Annotated in this window: 10 protein-coding genes; all 10 read left to right on the forward strand. The window is 41.5% G+C overall.

The window, feature by feature from the left end:
* Positions 1–116: 116 nt before the first annotated feature.
* The 10 genes from ACHLI0_RS22980 (at position 117) to ACHLI0_RS23025 (ending at position 17,705) form a co-directional block, all read left to right on the forward strand.
* Positions 117–2,456, forward strand: coding sequence for a beta-galactosidase (locus tag ACHLI0_RS22980; RefSeq protein WP_055217375.1), 2,340 nt, complete (start codon positions 117–119; stop codon positions 2,454–2,456).
* A 205-nt stretch (positions 2,457–2,661) separates the two neighbouring features.
* The gene (locus ACHLI0_RS22985; RefSeq protein WP_225693879.1) at positions 2,662–3,627 is read left to right on the forward strand and encodes a tyrosine-type DNA invertase cluster 3b; all 966 of its coding nucleotides are present in this window, start codon (positions 2,662–2,664) and stop codon (positions 3,625–3,627) included.
* A 394-nt stretch (positions 3,628–4,021) separates the two neighbouring features.
* Positions 4,022–4,771: a YjbH domain-containing protein gene (locus tag ACHLI0_RS22990; RefSeq protein WP_048698984.1), complete on the forward strand. Its 750-nt coding sequence runs from the start codon at positions 4,022–4,024 to the stop codon at positions 4,769–4,771.
* Positions 4,772–4,775: 4 nt separating this feature from the next.
* Positions 4,776–6,008, forward strand: coding sequence for a hypothetical protein (locus ACHLI0_RS22995; protein ID WP_490750109.1), 1,233 nt, complete (start codon positions 4,776–4,778; stop codon positions 6,006–6,008).
* 38 nt (positions 6,009–6,046) lie between these two features.
* Entirely contained in the window at positions 6,047–7,471 is a 1,425-nt protein-coding gene (locus tag ACHLI0_RS23000) for a carboxypeptidase-like regulatory domain-containing protein (protein WP_055217378.1), read from the forward strand.
* 268 nt (positions 7,472–7,739) lie between these two features.
* Positions 7,740–8,633: an ABC transporter ATP-binding protein gene (locus ACHLI0_RS23005; RefSeq protein ID WP_008760592.1), complete on the forward strand. Its 894-nt coding sequence runs from the start codon at positions 7,740–7,742 to the stop codon at positions 8,631–8,633.
* Positions 8,634–8,648: 15 nt separating this feature from the next.
* On the forward strand, positions 8,649–11,954 hold the full coding sequence (locus ACHLI0_RS23010) for a golvesin C-terminal-like domain-containing protein (RefSeq protein WP_055217379.1): 3,306 nt from the start codon (positions 8,649–8,651) through the stop codon (positions 11,952–11,954).
* 20 nt (positions 11,955–11,974) lie between these two features.
* Positions 11,975–13,471 carry a TolC family protein gene (locus tag ACHLI0_RS23015; protein ID WP_195364877.1) on the forward strand — a complete coding sequence of 499 codons (1,497 nt, stop codon included), beginning with the start codon at positions 11,975–11,977 and terminating at the stop codon, positions 13,469–13,471.
* A 7-nt stretch (positions 13,472–13,478) separates the two neighbouring features.
* A complete protein-coding gene (locus ACHLI0_RS23020) occupies positions 13,479–14,540 on the forward strand; it encodes an efflux RND transporter periplasmic adaptor subunit (protein ID WP_008760595.1) in 1,062 nt (353 codons plus the stop codon).
* Positions 14,541–14,588: 48 nt separating this feature from the next.
* Complete coding sequence (locus ACHLI0_RS23025; RefSeq protein ID WP_061474183.1) at positions 14,589–17,705, forward strand: efflux RND transporter permease subunit; 3,117 nt, start codon at positions 14,589–14,591, stop codon at positions 17,703–17,705.

Below are 17,705 nucleotides of genomic sequence, written 5' to 3' on the forward strand. Positions count from 1 at the left end.
GTTTTTAGGAACACTTGGATTATTTTCAAATTCGCTGTCGGTTGAATGGAAACATTAGCCGATAGTGAATTCTCTTTATTAAATATGAGATATATCATGAAAACAATAGATAGAAAATGAAGAAACCTTTATTGTATTTACTTATTTTAGTAGTAGCTGTTCTTGGCAGCTCATGCTCTCAATCTTCGGAGGGCACATTTGAAGTGGGGAAGAATACTTTCTTGCTGAATGGAAAACCGTTTGTTGTAAAAGCGGCAGAGATTCATTATCCGCGTATCCCGAAAGAATATTGGGAACATCGTATTAAAATGTGCAAGGCACTGGGTATGAATACGATTTGCTTGTATGTGTTCTGGAATTTTCATGAACCGGAAGAAGGAAGGTATGATTTTGCCGGACAGAAAGATATAGCTGCGTTTTGCCGTTTGGCTCAAGAGAATGGAATGTATGTCATAGTGCGTCCCGGCCCTTATGTCTGTGCGGAATGGGAAATGGGCGGCTTGCCTTGGTGGCTGCTGAAGAAGAAGGATATCAAACTTCGCGAGCAAGACCCATACTACATGGAACGTGTGAAACTCTTTTTGAACGAAGTGGGCAAACAGCTGGCTGATCTTCAGATTAGTAAAGGAGGGAATATCATTATGGTACAGGTGGAGAATGAGTATGGAGCATTTGGAATCGATAAGCCGTATATATCCGAAATCCGTGACATGGTAAAACAAGCCGGTTTTACAGGTGTTCCTTTATTTCAGTGTGACTGGAACTCGAATTTTGAGAATAATGCACTGGATGATTTGCTGTGGACTATTAATTTCGGTACGGGTGCTAACATCGACGAGCAGTTTAAACGGTTGAAAGAACTACGGCCGGACACTCCATTGATGTGCAGTGAATTTTGGTCCGGATGGTTTGACCATTGGGGAGCCAAGCATGAAACAAGAAGTGCCGAAGAATTGGTAAAAGGTATGAAGGAAATGCTGGACCGCAATATTTCTTTCAGCTTGTATATGACTCATGGAGGGACTAGTTTCGGACATTGGGGAGGCGCGAATTTCCCGAACTTTTCACCGACTTGCACATCGTATGATTATGATGCTCCTATCAATGAATCCGGTAAAGTGACTCCTAAATATCTGGAAGTACGGAATCTGCTTGGTAACTACCTGCCGGAAGGTGAAACCTTGCCGGAAATTCCGGATTCGATACCGACTATAGCTATTCCTGCTATTAAAATGACTGAAGTGGCAGTCTTGTTTGATAATCTGCCTCACCCCAAAGAGAGTGAGGATATCCGGACAATGGAAGCTTTTGATCAGGGATGGGGTAGTATTCTGTATCGGACTTCACTATCCGCTTCTGATAAAGAACAGACATTACTGATCACAGAAGCTCATGACTGGGCACAAGTCTTTCTGAATGGTAAGAAACTGGCTACTCTGAGCCGTTTGAAGGGGGAAGGTGTAGTAAAGTTACCACCACTGAAAGAAGGTGACCGACTGGATATCCTGGTGGAAGCAATGGGAAGAATGAATTTCGGCAAAGGTATTTATGACTGGAAAGGTATTACCGAGAAAGTAGAACTGCAATCGGATAAAGGAGTTGAACTGGTGAAGGACTGGAAGGTATATACTATTCCGGTAGATTATAGTTTTGCCCGTGATAAGCAGTATAAACAACAGGAGAATGCTGGCAATCAACCGGCTTATTACCGGTCGACGTTTAACCTCAATGAGTTAGGGGATACATTCTTGAATATGATGAACTGGAGTAAAGGTATGGTATGGGTGAATGGTCATGCGATTGGTCGTTATTGGGAAATCGGACCTCAACAGACCTTATATGTGCCGGGCTGCTGGTTGAAGAAAGGAGAGAATGAAATCATTATATTGGATATGGCTGGTCCTTCAAAAGCCGAAACTGAAGGTCTGCGTCAACCAATTCTGGATGTACAACGTGGTAACGGAGCTTATGCTCATCGTAAGATGGGTGAGAACTTGGACTTAACAAATGAAACTCCTGTTTATCAAGGGATATTTAAGTCAGGGAATGGTTGGCAACATGTGAAATTCGGTAAGAAGGTGGAGACTCGTTTCTTCTGTCTGGAGGCTTTGAATGCCCATGATGGGAAAGATTTCGCGGCTATTGCAGAATTGGAGTTGTTGGGCGAAGATGGCAAACCGGTATCCCGTCAGCATTGGAAAGTGATTTATGCCGATAGTGAGGAGACGGATGCCGCGAACAATATTGCAACAAATGTTTTTGATTTGCAGGAATCAACATTCTGGCATACCAATTATTCCTCTTCCAAACCTGCATTTCCTCATCAGATTGTGATAGATCTTGGTGAAGATAAAGTTATTACGGGATTCTCTTATTTACCCAGGGCTGAAGCCGGTAAAACGGGGATGATTAAAGACTATAAGGTATATTTGAAGATGCAACCGTTTAAGATATAATGTTTGAGATTTTTAAGAAAAGGTTAATTATTTATTAGTTTGTTCATTAAGTTATGAAAATCAGAAAGCGACTTTCACGTGAGTGAGGGTCGCTTTCTGATTTTCGTTCGAAATAAAATAATTCTTGTGATGGTTAAAATCCTAAGAGGAAGTATATTTGTTCTCTCATCTGAGAAGGTGATTTATATAATTAACTAGTGTATAAATGATGAAAAAAAATGGGTTTAGCCGATGCGCTGAGATGTACATCGGTCGTTTACGAAAAGAGGGGCGCTATTCTACTGCGCATGTGTATGAAAATGCACTTCTTTCTTTTAGAGGGTTTTGTGGCACACCTACCGTGTCATTCGGACAAGTAACCCGCGAACACTTACGGTGTTACGGGCAGTATCTTTATGAACGTGGCTTGAAGCTTAATACGGTTTCGACGTATATGCGTATGCTGCGTAGTATTTATAATCGTGGAGTAGAATCGGGAAGGGCTCCTTATGTTCACCGATTGTTTCACGGGGTGTATACGGGAGTGGATGTCCGTCAAAAGAAGGCTTTGCCGGCAACTGAGTTACATAAGCTTTTATACGGAGATCCTAAATCGGATATTTTGCGACGTACACAGGCGATTGCTGCTTTGATGTTCCAATTCTGTGGTATGTCGTTTGCTGATTTGGCGCATTTGGAGAAGTCGTCTTTAGACAGGAATGTTCTTCATTATAATCGTGTTAAAACGAAGACTCCGATGAGTGTGGAAATATTGGATACCGCTAAAGATATGATTGATCAGCTTTGGAACAGGCAGCCTGCTTATCCGGATTGCCCTGATTATCTATTTAGTATTCTGAATGGTGATAAAAAGCGGAAAGATGAAAGTACTTATCGGGAATACCAGTCTGCCCTCCGGAATTTCAATAACCATTTGAGAGGACTGGCAAAAGCTTTGCATCTGACTTCTCCTGTCACTTCTTATACCATTCGCCATTCGTGGGCTACTACTGCGAAATATCGCGGAGTTCCTATTGAAATGATCAGCGAATCGTTGGGACACAAATCAATCAAAACAACACAAATCTACCTTAAAGGCTTTGCTTTGAAAGAACGTACTGAAGTAAATAGAATGAATTTGTCTTACGTAAAGAATTGCTTGGTAAAACGTGTAAATGATATAAAGTATTAATAATCAGTATAAATATATGCGAGTTACTTCTTAGGTAACGGAAATAATAATGGCACAAAGATAGACAAAAAAATAAATAACAAGCAAATAAACTGTCCTTTTTTTCTTTTTTGATTCAAAAATAAGATAAAAATAGCCTGGAACATGAAAGAACCCTTTTCTTCATATTCTAAGATTTTTACGTCCCATAATCAAAGAAATTTCACCCTACGCTTAGACTGAGCTTCCTTTGGTGGCTTGGCATGTCCTATCTTTCGTATTTTAAGAGATTTTTCCCTTCCCCCCCTGTGTTTTCCGTTACCTAAGAAGTAACAGAAAAAAGAATGGTAAAAATAGAGGATTTATGAATCAAATTGGGGTAAGGTCTCTATTTAGGAATATACATAGATAAAAAATGAAACAAACTGAAGCTATTTTGGGGGATATGCGATTTATTCCATTAAAGGGTGTTGTATTAATTCTGATTCTAATCTTGACAACAAGCCGGATTCATGCACAATATGCTCTTGGGGCAACTGGGCAGATGATGATACCTACAGCCGAGATGCAGGAAACAGGAACCTTTATGGGAAGCGCAAACTTCCTTCCTGAAGAGGTTACGCCTAATAAGTTTAACTATCCTACCATGAATTACTCCGTAGACATGTCTTTGTTCTCTTTTGTTGAACTGACTTACCGTATGACGTTACTCAAAATGCGAACATATAATGGCAGAGTCGGTTATCACAACCAAGATCGTTCCAATACTATCCGTATTCGTCCATTGAAAGAAAGCCGTTATTTCCCTGCTGTGGTAATTGGTGCTGATGATCTTTTTACAGAAAAGGCTACTCAGTATTGGGGAGATTATTATGGTGTCTTAACTAAGACGTTTGGTTTCTGCAAAGGTCATCAGTTGGCTGTTACAGCAGGCTGGTATTTTCATCAGGGCAATCAACCGGCTTTCAAGAAAGGCCCTTTTGGTGGTATTCGTTATACTCCCGCTTTTTGCCGTGAGTTAAAGCTGATGGCAGAGTATGATACCAATGGATGGAATTTGGGTGGAGCAATACGTTTTTGGAAACGTTTGTCCGTCCATGTGTTTACACGCGAATTTACCTGTGTTTCTGCCGGTTTGCGTTATGAATGTACATTAATACATTAAGAAGATGAAAAGAGTATTTAGTATACTATATATAATATGTTGCTGCACTTTGGAAAGTGTGGACGCGCAATCTGCTGGGATATCTGAAGTCCTGAAAGAATTGCAAATGGAAAATATATCTGTGGCACAGAAGCTGGATACGATTACGGCAGCATTTGAGACTTCCGTATATAGGGGATCTTATAATGGTATAGGCATTGCAATACGTCGCCTGATCACTCTTCCGGAAGTCTCTACATTGCAGTTGGTCATATTGGATAATGCTTTGCCGCAACTTTGTATCACTTTGCCTGCGAAGCTGATTGAGGATTATCAATCGGGAAAATGTGATTTGGATGGAGTTTACCGTAATATGCAGATGACTACTTCCACCAAAACTGCAATGGAGGCCTTAAAAGGAACCAAACGAGAGTCTACTACTTTTGGGAAAGTGGACGTAGTGGTTTATCCGGGGGTAATGTTAGTTAATAATGTTACTTACAAATTATATAAAGCAGCTTTTGAATTGCAACCGGCTGTAGAAATGCAACTTTGGAAAGGTGCTTCATTGAGGCTGCAGGTTTGCTTACCTATCGTCAATAATGAGCCGGGCAAATGGGATTGCATCCGACCGGGGTATCTGACATTGCGCCAGGAATTTCGTCTGGATAATCATTGGAAGGGATACCTGACTGGTGGAAATTTCTCGGATGATCGTCAGGGGCTCGCAGCCGGTATTGGTTATTTTTCTTCTGACGGCCGTTGGACAGTAGAAGGAGAAGGTGGTATAACCGGTTCGTCTCATTTATATGGCAACGACTGGGGAATGAGTAAATGGAAAAGAGTGAATGGACAGCTTAGCGTAGGTTATTTCATTCCACAAGTGAATACTCAATTGAAAGTTAGCGGTGGACGTTTTATATATGGAGATTATGGGGTATGCGGAATTCTTTCACGTTACTTCGGTGAATATATCGTGGGACTTTATGGCATGTATACAGATGGAGAAACAAATGCCGGATTTCATTTTTCGATTCCATTGCCGGGTAAGAAGCGTAGTCGTCACGCGGTACGTGTGATGCTTCCGGATTATTTCGCTTTTCAATATGACATGCGTAGTGGGAATGAATTTGCTCGCCGTGCTTTGGGGGTAAGCTATAGAACCGAACCGAAATCTGCTGAAAACAGCCGTTTCTGGCAGCCGGATTATATCCGTTATTATTTGATTCGTACCAATGAAAAGACAAAACTTAAATAAGAGTTGATATTAGTAATTTAAACAAAAATTGAACAATTATGAGAAATTTAAAATGGTTGTATGCATGCTCTTTGGCGATAGCCTTCGGTGTGTTGTCTTTTGTAACAGTTTCCTGTCATGATGATGACGATGAACCAAAGCAAGAGCCGGGTGAAGTGATTGAAACTCCCGCTCCGGTTGTTGAGTATTATATTATGGGTACTGTGACGGATGCCGGGAAAGGTGTGTCTGGTGTTGATGTAAAAATTGGTACTGAGACAATTAAGACTGACAAAGATGGTAAGTTCTCTGTAACAGAGAAGAATGTAGGTAAGTATTCTGTAGAAGTTGCTCCTAAAGGTTATCTTGCTCAAAGTACTTCTGTAGAAATTGCTGCTAATGCGGAAAATCGTAGTGTGGTGACTGTTGCTGTGGCTTTGACTAAGCAAAGTGAACCTACGACTGTAGAAGTTGGAGAGACTGGTAATACAGAAGAGGTTAAGGTAGAAGATAAGAGTGCTTCGAATGAGGAAGTTAAAGAACCGGGTACTGTTGAACCGGAGGATGTGAAAGAAGATCTTCCTCTTGTAACTCCTGAATTAGAAATCCCAGCTGGGGCAATTCAGACAGAAGGTAATGAAGACGTTCTGGAAGGTGGTAATGCTGAAGTCAGTGTAACTACGTATGTACCAGCCCCAGAAACTGTGACTACAGAAGTGAAGAAAGAAGAAGAGAATAAAGAAGTAGAAAAGACCATACCTTTGGCGGCAGCACACTTTGAACCTAGTGGTTTGAAATTTAAGGAGGCTGTAACGATCTCTATTCCTAATCCTATTCCGGGTGTGACTTTTGCCCAAGATATAGAGCTTACTTATTTGGAGAATGGAAAGTGGGTTCCACAAACAGAGGACATTAATAAAGTTGTTTATGATGAGAAATCAGGTAGCTACACAACTAAAGTTAAGCATTTCTCTTCCTATGCTATGGAAAATAAAGTCACTAGTAAAGTTAGTACTGAAAATGTAGTGAAGAGTGAGATTTTAGGACAGGCAAGTCGTGATAACAGTGAAAATCCTAAAGCTGTAACAGGAATTGCATTGACTTATAAAGAAAAGTCGGGTTGGGAATGTAAAGATGCGGATATTAAAGCGGCTGTAGAAAAAGCTTTGTCAGGTGCAAAACCAGAAACAGTTAATGCTATGGTAGCTTTCTTCAAAACTCGTTTATACTCATTGATGGGATCGGCATCAGGTATTACAGAAACAACTCGTACCTATAATACTGTAAATGTGAACGGTTATACAACAATGACTTATACTTGCTATGCCAAGACTCGTACTACTACATTGTCGACCACAGTGAAGTATAATAATAAGGATGTGAAGATTTCAGTAATTGCAACACGCTATACCGGAACTGACCATCAGTATAAGACAGTGACTACTAATCCTACTCATAGTGGTGGTAAGGGTGGAAGTAACTAATAAATAATTAAGATCATAAAAATAACCCTTTTTTAATAAAACCCTTTTTTATAAACCCTGTTGGGCAATAATCATATGGGATATGAGGAGGAAGAGGTCACTGTGAAGTGGTTTCTTCCTTTTCGTTTATGAGATATATGGATGTTTGTTGAATGTTCATTTTAGACAGAATTCTACTAATATAAGTTAATGTTTATAATTATGATTTGTATCCTGTAAATAAAGCCTATCTTTATCACCCAATACAACATAGGACAAATAAAATGTCATGAGCATAATTATTAAGAACCTTAATAAGATCTATCCAAACGGAAATCATGCCTTGAAAGATGTCAATCTGGAAATACCTGCAGGGATGTTTGGCTTATTAGGACCCAATGGCGCCGGCAAATCTACTTTAATGCGTATTCTTGTAGCCCTTATGGAACCAACTTCCGGGCAAGTAGAAATTTGCGGTTATGATTTGATGAAACAGCGGAAAGAAATACGCGGTATTCTGGGGTATCTTCCTCAGGACTTTCGTTTTTTTGCCAAATACAAAACGTATGAGTTTCTTGATTACGCGGCGCGTTTGTCCGGTATGACCCATAGCAGGCAGAGAAAACAGGCTGTGGATGAAATGCTCGAAAACGTTGGGTTGTTCGATGTTCGCGAACGATATGCCAATAAATTATCGGGAGGTATGAAGCGGCGGTTAGGAATTGCACAAGCGCTGATACATCATCCTAAGGTAATCATTGTTGATGAACCTACTACCGGACTTGACCCGGAAGAACGTATCCGTTTCCGTAACCTTCTTTCGGAGGTCAGCGAGAATGATGTGACTATTATTTTGTCTACTCACATTGTCGGTGATATTTCCAGTACTTGTAATAATATGGCGTTAATGAACCGGGGACAAGTTTCCTTCAACGGTTCTCCGCAAGATATGCTGAAATTAGCCGAGGGTAAAGTGTGGAGAATCAGGGCTGCGGGAGATCAGTTGCATGAGATCGATAAAAAATATCCGGTGATCTCGACGATTCCATCGGGGACAATCTGGGAAGTACAGGTGGTTGCCGATAAAGTAGAAGGATACGAAGCGGAACCATTTCCCCCTAATCTGGAACACGCCTATGTATATTATATGGAGAATCAATTAAACCTTTGGACAAACGACTAAACACGATATGCTGATATGACCTTTATATCTAATATACAATCGGTAGCAAAATATGAAAGTAAATTATTAATCAGAAGCTGGTTCTTCAGAGTATTCACGGTACTCGCTGTAACTATTATTACTTTTTTCAATTTCCAGTTGTTCGTATCGGAAGATAGCGGAGGCTTCTGGATTGCTACAGCCATTCCATCGAACATTCCTTATCTAATTTTACTGTTGCTAAATACAGGGCAGGCTGTTATTGCTATCTTTCTGGCATCCGACTTCCTGAAAAGAGATAAAAAGCTGGATACATCAGAAGTCTTTTATGTCCGTCCATTAAGTAATGCTGAATACGTCATCGGTAAGATTTGGGGAAATCTGCGCGTCTTTTTGTTGCTGAATCTCATTATTATGGCTATTACGGCTGCATTCAACCTGACATTGGGAGAAGTGGACTGGATGGCTTACTTGCTTTATTTTCTGTTGATCAGTGTCCCTACGCTGATTTTCATCATCGGCCTGGCTATCTTTCTGATGCTGGTATTGAAAAATCAGGCACTGACATTCGTTTTATTGTTAGGATATATCGGACTTACCGTTTTCTATATTGAAGATAAGTTTTATTATCTTTTCGATTATATGGCTTATAGTCTTCCTTTGGTGAAGTCCAGCATTGTTGGTTTTTCCAACTGGGAGGTGATTTTAAATCATCGTGGCATCTATTTTCTTGCCGGACTGGCGTTTGTCTTTTTCACGATTTCCCTGTTCAGGCGTCTGCCGAATTCATCGCACAGTAATTATCCGTGGCTGGTTATTTCTTTTTGTACTCTCATGTTAGCTTTCGTATGCGGTTATTGGCATATACATTCGATTTTATATCAAAGTGATATACGCGCTACCTATACGAAGATCAACAACCAATATGTTTCTACTCCGAAGATGTTCATTCATGAATATGATCTTTCTGTAGAGCAGCATCCTGAAGATTTTCTGTCGGAAGTAACTGTGAAAGGAGTGGCATTGGACTCATCTGCCGTATTCACCTTCTGTTTGAATCCGGGATTAACCATTCATTCCGTTCATTCGGCCGGACAGCAACTCAAGTTTAAACGTGACAAGCAAATAGTATTGGTGGATTTCGGCACGAAGCATGCCAAAGGCGATACAATCTCTGCAACATTCAGGTATGACGGACAGATAGATAACTCATTCTGTTATTTGGATATCCCTCCCGAAGTGCTGCAAGCTTCCAATAAAAAGTTTCTGTTCAACATAGACAAGCAGTATAGTTTTCAGACGAAAAATTATCTGATGCTTACCCCTGAAACTTATTGGTATCCCCGTGCAGGAACAAGCTATAGTGATAAAAATCCTGACTGGCAGCAAACTTATTTCAGTAATTATCGCTTGAAGGTCAAGCCTCTACCGGGGTTAGTTCCTCTTTCTCAAGGGGAAGGAAAGTGTGATGAAGAAGGAGTGTATTCGTTTAAAGGAGATTATCCGTCTCAGACACTATCGTTGGTCATAGGTGACTATCAGCAAAAAAGTGCTTATGCGGACAGCATTCTTTATAGCGTCTGGCATTTAAGGGACCATGACTATTTTACTGCTTCGTTTGATTCTATTCACGATACCATTCCCTGGCTGATACGTAATGTGAAAGAGCAACTGGCACGGCAATATAAACTGGATTATCCTTTTAAGCGATTTTCTATTGTAGAAGTTCCTGTGCAATTTGCCAGCTATGAACGTGCCTGGTCGCAAGCGCAGGAGACAGTACAACCTGAAATGGTATTGTTCCCCGAAAAAGGAGCTATATTCTGGGAACTGGATGTGAAGAGGCAGGTGAAGAATCATATCCGGTGGTCGGGAAATAATGAAATCAGTCTGCAGGAAGCCCAGATGCGGACTTTTAGTAACTTTGCCTGGATGTTTTTGCAGACAGAAGGCGATTATAACTTTTCGTCGGGTAGTAGAGGACGGGGAAATCTTTCGTCTACGGCAAATCCTTATTTCCTTTTCCCGCAGATTTATAATTTCCGTTACAATATTTACTCTTCGGAATGGCCTGTTGCCAATCGGGCTATTGAGCTATATCTGCAAAAGAAGTCGGAAAATGAAGGATGGGAACGTCAGATAAATGGGCTTAGTAACAATGAAAAGGCCAACCTGCTGCTGGAAAAGCATACTTTCAAGGAGTTGCTGGCTGATGTGGAACAGCGTAATCTGCAAAATAATATCGTAGGACTGGAGGCAAGCCGTCTTTTTGCCCGGTCAGAAATAAACATGGGCGTAGATGCTTTCCGGGATTCACTATATGCGATGTTGAAGCGTAATACATTTCTGAACATAAAGTTCGAAAATATGCTGGATACTCTGGGAGAAATGAGCCGGACGGATCTTTATTCATATTTGAAAGAATGGGAACAGTTGACGCCTCTTCCTTTTTATTCGATCGGAGAGCCCGAACTGACCAAAGTTGTCAATAAAGGAGGAGAAGAATTCTTTGTCTTGAAAGTACTGGTGAGCAATAACTCGGATTATGACGGAATCATTCAGATGAACGTTCTTCAAAATGGCTGGTGGTATCAACCGATGGAAGATCCCAGAGCCAGAAAAAAGGTAGAGATAGCTGCCCATACAAGCAAAGAATTTGTTTCTGTCTGGGAAGAACAGATACGTGATGTGGAAATCAATACGATGGTTTCCGGCAATCTTCCTTATATGATACGGCAATCCATTGGTAATGTAAAACAAGAACGGAATAAAATAGTCAAGGATACTATCTATACCTTGCCGGAATCATCCTTAGAAATGCCGGGAGAGGTTATTGTGGATAATGAAGATTCCACTCTCTTTGTACTTTCTACCCCTGCTGTCGTAGGACTTCTGCCTAAATGGCTGGATAAAGTGGAGGATACTTCCTTTAAATATTCGGGCATATCCTGGTGGCGTGCGCCTTTACAATGGACAGCTACCACCAATGCTAAATACTATGGCAAATATATCCGTTCGGCCTATGTGATTAAGAGTGGAGACGGCAGTCAGACGGCTACATGGAAAATTCCTGTGCCGGAAGCCGGTCAATATGAGCTTTATTATCATGTATTCAAGGATGATGAGCTGCGATGGAATGATCGCCTTCAGGGTGAATATCATTTCAGGGTGGCATACGACAGTGAGATGGAAGATGCCTATATCAATCTGAGAAAAGCCAATGAGGGTTGGGAACAACTCGGTACTTACTATTTTAGTGCCGATACGGTTCGTGTCGTGCTGACGGATGAATGTAAGCTGCGCTCTGTGACAGCCGACGCAGTGAAAATAGTGAAACGATAATTATTAAAACAGCAAACTATATGCAAAGTGACTTACTACTATTAAAAAGAATGCTGCTGACAATCGTAATTTTTACGGGAATTGCCCTGACATCACAAGGACAAATTCCTTTAACGATTGACAAGGCAATGGAGATTGCGCAGGAGAACAGTCCTTCTCTTCGCCGTTCCTACATGAATTTGGAGAGATATAAGCAGAATCTGCTGGCGCAGAAGGCTTCATTAAAGTCTCGATTTTCATTAAATCTGAACCCGGTGGACTATAACAAGAACAGGCGTTTCGATAATCGTCTGTCACAATGGTACACGAATGAAACATTCAATACCAGCGGGACCTTTCAGGTCGATCAGCCCATTCTATGGACAGACGGTACTATTTCTTTAATCAACCGTTTCGGCTGGCAGGACAACAGTTCCATTATAGAAGGCGATAAAACTAGTAACCGGGCATTCAGCAATGACCTCTATCTTCAATTGACTCAGCCTATTTTCACATACAACAAGCGTAAAATGGAACTGAAGCAAATAGAATATGATTATGAAAATGCCAATATCAGTTATGCTTTGCAGCAACTGAATACGGAGAAAAGTATAACCGATCAGTTCTATTCTGTCTATATGGCACAGAGTAATCTGGAAATCAGTCGTGAAGAACTGGTTAATGCCCAGCAAAGTTATGATATTATCAAGAATAAGGTAGAAGCGGATTTAGCAGCGAAGGACGAACTCTTTCAAGCGGAACTGAATCTGGCTACGGCACGTTCGTCCGTAGACGAAAGTCAGGTGAATCTGGAGAATGCGAAGGATAAACTCAAACAGACTCTCGGAATGAGGCTGGATGAAGATATTCTCGTATTTGCGGAAGTGGAGATTAAACCGATTCAGGTAAATCTGGACCAGGCCATATCGCATGGATTGGGTTCGCGTCTGGAACTTCGTCAGCGTGAAATAGAGAGCAAGGAACTTGAGTTCGATATGATTAAGACAAAAGCGTTGAACGAGTTTAAAGGAGATGTATCCATCTCTTTCGGATTGATAGGAGATAATAGCCACCTGAATAAAGTCTATAATAATCCGACACAGAATCCGAGGGTTTCCATCAGCTTTGCTGTCCCTATTTTCGACTGGGGTGAAAAGAAAGCAAGGATTAAAGCACAAAAGATGGCTCAACGGATTAATGAACTCGAGTTTCAAGAGGATAAAGTGGATATCGAGCTGAATATTCGTCAGGTATGGCGTAACCTCGAAAACCTCCGGACTCAGATTAAGATCGCCGAGCAAAATGTACAGAATGCACAGTTGACCTATGATCTGAATCAGACTCGTTATCGGGAAGGTGACATAACCGGTATGGAAATGAGCCAGTTCCAGACTCAGCTTTCGAATAAGAAGATTACTTATACGCAGGCGTTGATTAATTACAGAATAGAATTACTTAATCTTAAAATCCTTTCATTGTATGATTTCGACAAGAATATCCCTCTTGTTCCTATGAAAGACATTATTGATAAAAAATAAGCAGACCATGAAACAGTATCAAATTTTTATTGCATCTTCTTTGTTAACAACCTTATTGTTAACCGGCTGTGGCAACAAACCACAAAACGCACCCAATAATATTGCAACTCCGGTATCTGTCGTGGAGCTGAAGAAAGGTTCTATCAGTAAATTAATAAATACAACAGGAACAGTGCAGCCGACTTACGGTGCATCTCAGAATGCGGAAATGAGCGGATTTTATAAACTTCAGACTAATCCGAGAACCGGAAAACCTTTCAAAATGGGAGATAGGGTAAGTAAGGGGGAACTGATAATCCGTCTGGAAGACAAGGAGTATGAAAACGGAATCGCTATTGACGCTAAAAAACTAAGTCTTGAAATTGCCGAACAGGAACAGTCAAAGCAGAAAGCTCTCTATGAAAAAGGAGGGGTGACGATGAGTGAAATGCGGAATACGGAAGTAAAAGTAACGAATGCCCGTTACGATTATGAAAACGCAAAACTCAATCTGGAGAAGATGAAAGTGAAAGCTCCGTTTGATGGTGTGATTGTTGATTTGCCTCACTATACGGCCGATACAAGAGTGGAGCAGGGGAAGGCTATGGTGAGTCTGATGGCTTATGATAAAATGTATATGGATATCAATCTGCCGGAAAGCAGCATTCGTTATGTCAAGGAAGCGCAACCGGTATATATTACTCATTATACCATCCCCGGAGATACTTTAAAAGCGAGAGTCGGTGAGCTGTCTCCTGCAATCAGTACGGAGACACGTACTTTTAAAGGAAAGATTCTGATTGATAATGACCAGTTGAAGTTGCGTCCGGGTATGTTCGCCAAAGCAGATATTATCGTTGACAGAGCTGATAGTTCTATCATTATACCTAAAGACGTAATCCTGTCCAATCGTCGCCGGAAATACGTATATATCGTCGAAAAGAATACGGCAAAGATACGCAATCTGCAAACAGGTCTGGAGGATGAATACAATATCGAAATTCTATCCGGACTTAATGTAAATGACAATTTGGTAGTGAAGGGTTTTGAAACACTGAAAGAAGACGCCAAAGTCAAAATCCAAAAGTAAATCATGGATGCGATATATGAACGCATCTTTTGAAAATAGGAAATACTTATGAAGAATATAATCAAATTTGCAGTAGGCAATCCGGTTACGATTTGTATGGTAGTATTTGCCCTCTTATTGTTGGGAAAAGTATCATACGATCAGTTGAGTGTGGATTTATTGCCCGATCTGAATAATCCCCGCCTGTTTATTGAATTAAAGGCGGGTGAACGTCCTCCCGAGGAGATCGAAAAGCAATTCGTTAAAAATATGGAGTCTATGGCGATCCGGCAGAGTGATGTTACTCAGGTCTCTTCCGTGATTAAAGCCGGGACGGCACGAATTACTGTAGAATATACCTGGACAAAGGATATGGATGAGGCTTTTCTAGATTTGCAGAAAGCCATGAATCCGTTTGCCCAGAACAAGGATATCACTGAACTGAAGATTACGCAACACGATGCGAACTTGTCTCCGGTAGTTTTGGTGGGAATGTCTCATCAGAGTATTACAGATATGGCGGAATTAAGGAAAATCGCCGAAAGCTATATCCGCAATGAGTTGATTCGTCTGGAAGGCGTGGCTGAAGTGACGCTTTCGGGAGAAGAAGTCAGTACTCTTACCATTCAGACTGATCCTTATAAACTGGATGCTTTTCAACTGAAAATAGAAGATATCGCTTCGCGCATCGAATCGAATAATCAGAGTATATCCGGTGGACGGGTCAGTGAACTGGGATTACAATATCTGGTGAAAAGTTCGAGCTTGTTTGCTTCGGAAGATGATTTTGAGAATCTGATTGTCGGATACAAAGCGATACAACAAGAGGAAGCATCCGGAAACAATGCTTCGGGAACAGCGACTGCCAACAGTAATAAAGCTCCTGTTTTTTTGAAGGAAGTGGCTACTGTGCAGTTTTTGAACGCTCGTCCGGAGAACATTGTACGGATTAACGGGAAGCGTAGTATCGGACTGTCTATTTATAAGGAGATGCGCTTTAATACTGTAAAAGTGGTGGATGAGGTAACCCGCCAATTGGCAGTGATAGAGAATGCATTGCCCGGTTATCATTTTCAGGTGATTTCCAATCAGGGTACTTTTATAAAAAGTGCGATTGGAGAAGTGAAGAGCAGTGCTGTTCTGGGTGTTATCCTCGCTATTGTAGTCTTGTTTGTATTCCTTCGCCGGATGGGGACAACACTGATTGTCAGTCTTGCTATTCCCATCTCGATTGTGGCTACTTTCAATCTGATGTTCTTCAACGGACTGTCACTGAATATTATGACATTGGGAGGACTGGCGCTCGGGGCGGGTATGCTCGTCGATAATGCCATTGTCGTCATAGAAAGTATCTTCCGAAATCAGGAGAAAGGATTGAGTATCAAAGAGGCTGCTATTAACGGGACAGCAGAAGTTGCCAATGCGGTAATTGCTTCTACTCTGACGACTATTGTCGTCTTCCTGCCGATTGTTTATCTTCACGGAGCTTCGGGCGAGCTGTTTAAGGATCAGGCATGGACGGTTACTTTCTCACTTGTCTCTTCTTTGTTTGTGGCTATCCTGGTGATTCCGATGTTATATATCCAGCTTTCCGGCAAGAAGGTTAAGCTGGAAGAAGTGAAGTCCATTCGTATTACAGGATATAGCAGAGTGCTTCGCAGGCTGATTCAGCGACGCTGGCTGGTGATCGGTATGGCAGTGTTGCTCCTTATCGTGACTGGGTTGCTGACTCCGTTTATCGGAACTGAGTTTATGCCCCGTGCGGAAAGCAAGACGTTTACGGCTGTAGTCAAAATGCCCGAAGGCACACAGATGGAACGCACTTCCGCTGCTGTAGGTAATCTGGAAGAATTGTTATATACCATCGTTGGCGGTGATTCTTTATGTACGGTATACAGTCATATCGGAGAGGGAAGCGGTTCGGAAAATGCGATATTTGAAGGAGAAAATACAGCAATGATGAAAGTGATCCTTTCACCGGAATGTACACTTTCACCGGAAAAGGTGATTGCGTCTTTCGTGGAATCGGCTAAGAATCCTGACGGACTGGAACTGACGATTCAGCAGGATGAGAATTCTCTGAGTTCACTGTTAGGAAGCGAAGGGGCTCCTATTGTTGTGGAGGTCAAAGGAGAGGAGCTGGATGAGATTGCTCAGTTGACTGAAGAGGTGAAGGAACGGATGATTGGCGTAAATGGAATCTATGATGTTATTACCTCCGTGGAAGACGGTGCTCCGGAAGTTGTGATCTCGATTGATCGTACAATAGCCGGTATCAATAATTTGAGTGTGGCTATGGTAATCGAACAATTGAAGCAGCAACTAAGCGGTAAGGAAGTCGGTAAGATGGAATATCGTGGTGAGATGCGTGATATTGTCATAAAGGTGCCGGATATCCCGTTGAGTTCTCTTGGTGCTCTTGTTATCAAAAGTGGAACACAGGAATTTGTGTTACAGGAGATTGCTACCATTACTCACGGACAAGCGCCCAAGGAGATTCTGCGTCGCAATCAAAGCCGTATCGGTAAGGTGATGGCTAATATGGATGCGAGTAAATCACTGGATAAAGTAGCAGCCGAAGTGCGTGAAACGGTGAAAGGTATTGAATTGCCTGCTAACTACAGTATCACAGTGACAGGAGAAGAAGAAAAACGGCAAGAATCAATGAACAGTCTGTTGTTTGCTCTGATGCTTTCTGTTGTACTTGTCTATATGGTGATGGCTTCCCAGTTTGAATCCTTGCTGCATCCGTTTACGATCTTGCTGACTATTCCTCTGGCTGTAGTAGGTGCTATCTTACTTTTCTTCATTACCGGAACCACTATCAATATGATGGGAGTCATCGGTATTGTCATGCTGGGAGGTATTGCCGTCAATAACTCTATCATTCTGGTGGATCGTATCAATCAGCTTAGTCAGGCGGGAATGGAGTTGACTGATGCCATTGTAGAAGCAGGGCAACAGCGTATCCGTCCGATCATCATGACTACTTTGACTACGATTCTGGCCATGCTTCCGATGACATTCAGTTTTGGTGAAGGTGCATCTTTACGTTCACCGATGGCTATAGCTGTGATCGGAGGATTGATAACTTCTACTCTGATGAGTTTGATGGTTATTCCTTGTGTCTATTATGTCTTGGAGAATATCAAAAGACGTATAAATCGCCGAACTAAAAACAGCTGA

It is taken from the genome of Bacteroides sp. RCH18 (genome assembly GCF_058231005.1).

Coding starts and splice junctions, on each gene's coding strand:
- ACHLI0_RS23015 (WP_195364877.1), top strand. CDS start 11,975: ATGCAAAGTGACTTACTACTATTAAAAAGAATGCTGCTGACAATCGTA.
- ACHLI0_RS22980 (WP_055217375.1), top strand. CDS start 117: ATGAAGAAACCTTTATTGTATTTACTTATTTTAGTAGTAGCTGTTCTT.
- ACHLI0_RS22990 (WP_048698984.1), top strand. CDS start 4,022: ATGAAACAAACTGAAGCTATTTTGGGGGATATGCGATTTATTCCATTA.
- ACHLI0_RS23005 (WP_008760592.1), top strand. CDS start 7,740: ATGAGCATAATTATTAAGAACCTTAATAAGATCTATCCAAACGGAAAT.
- ACHLI0_RS22995 (WP_490750109.1), top strand. CDS start 4,776: ATGAAAAGAGTATTTAGTATACTATATATAATATGTTGCTGCACTTTG.
- ACHLI0_RS23000 (WP_055217378.1), top strand. CDS start 6,047: ATGAGAAATTTAAAATGGTTGTATGCATGCTCTTTGGCGATAGCCTTC.
- ACHLI0_RS22985 (WP_225693879.1), top strand. CDS start 2,662: ATGATGAAAAAAAATGGGTTTAGCCGATGCGCTGAGATGTACATCGGT.
- ACHLI0_RS23025 (WP_061474183.1), top strand. CDS start 14,589: ATGAAGAATATAATCAAATTTGCAGTAGGCAATCCGGTTACGATTTGT.
- ACHLI0_RS23020 (WP_008760595.1), top strand. CDS start 13,479: ATGAAACAGTATCAAATTTTTATTGCATCTTCTTTGTTAACAACCTTA.
- ACHLI0_RS23010 (WP_055217379.1), top strand. CDS start 8,649: ATGACCTTTATATCTAATATACAATCGGTAGCAAAATATGAAAGTAAA.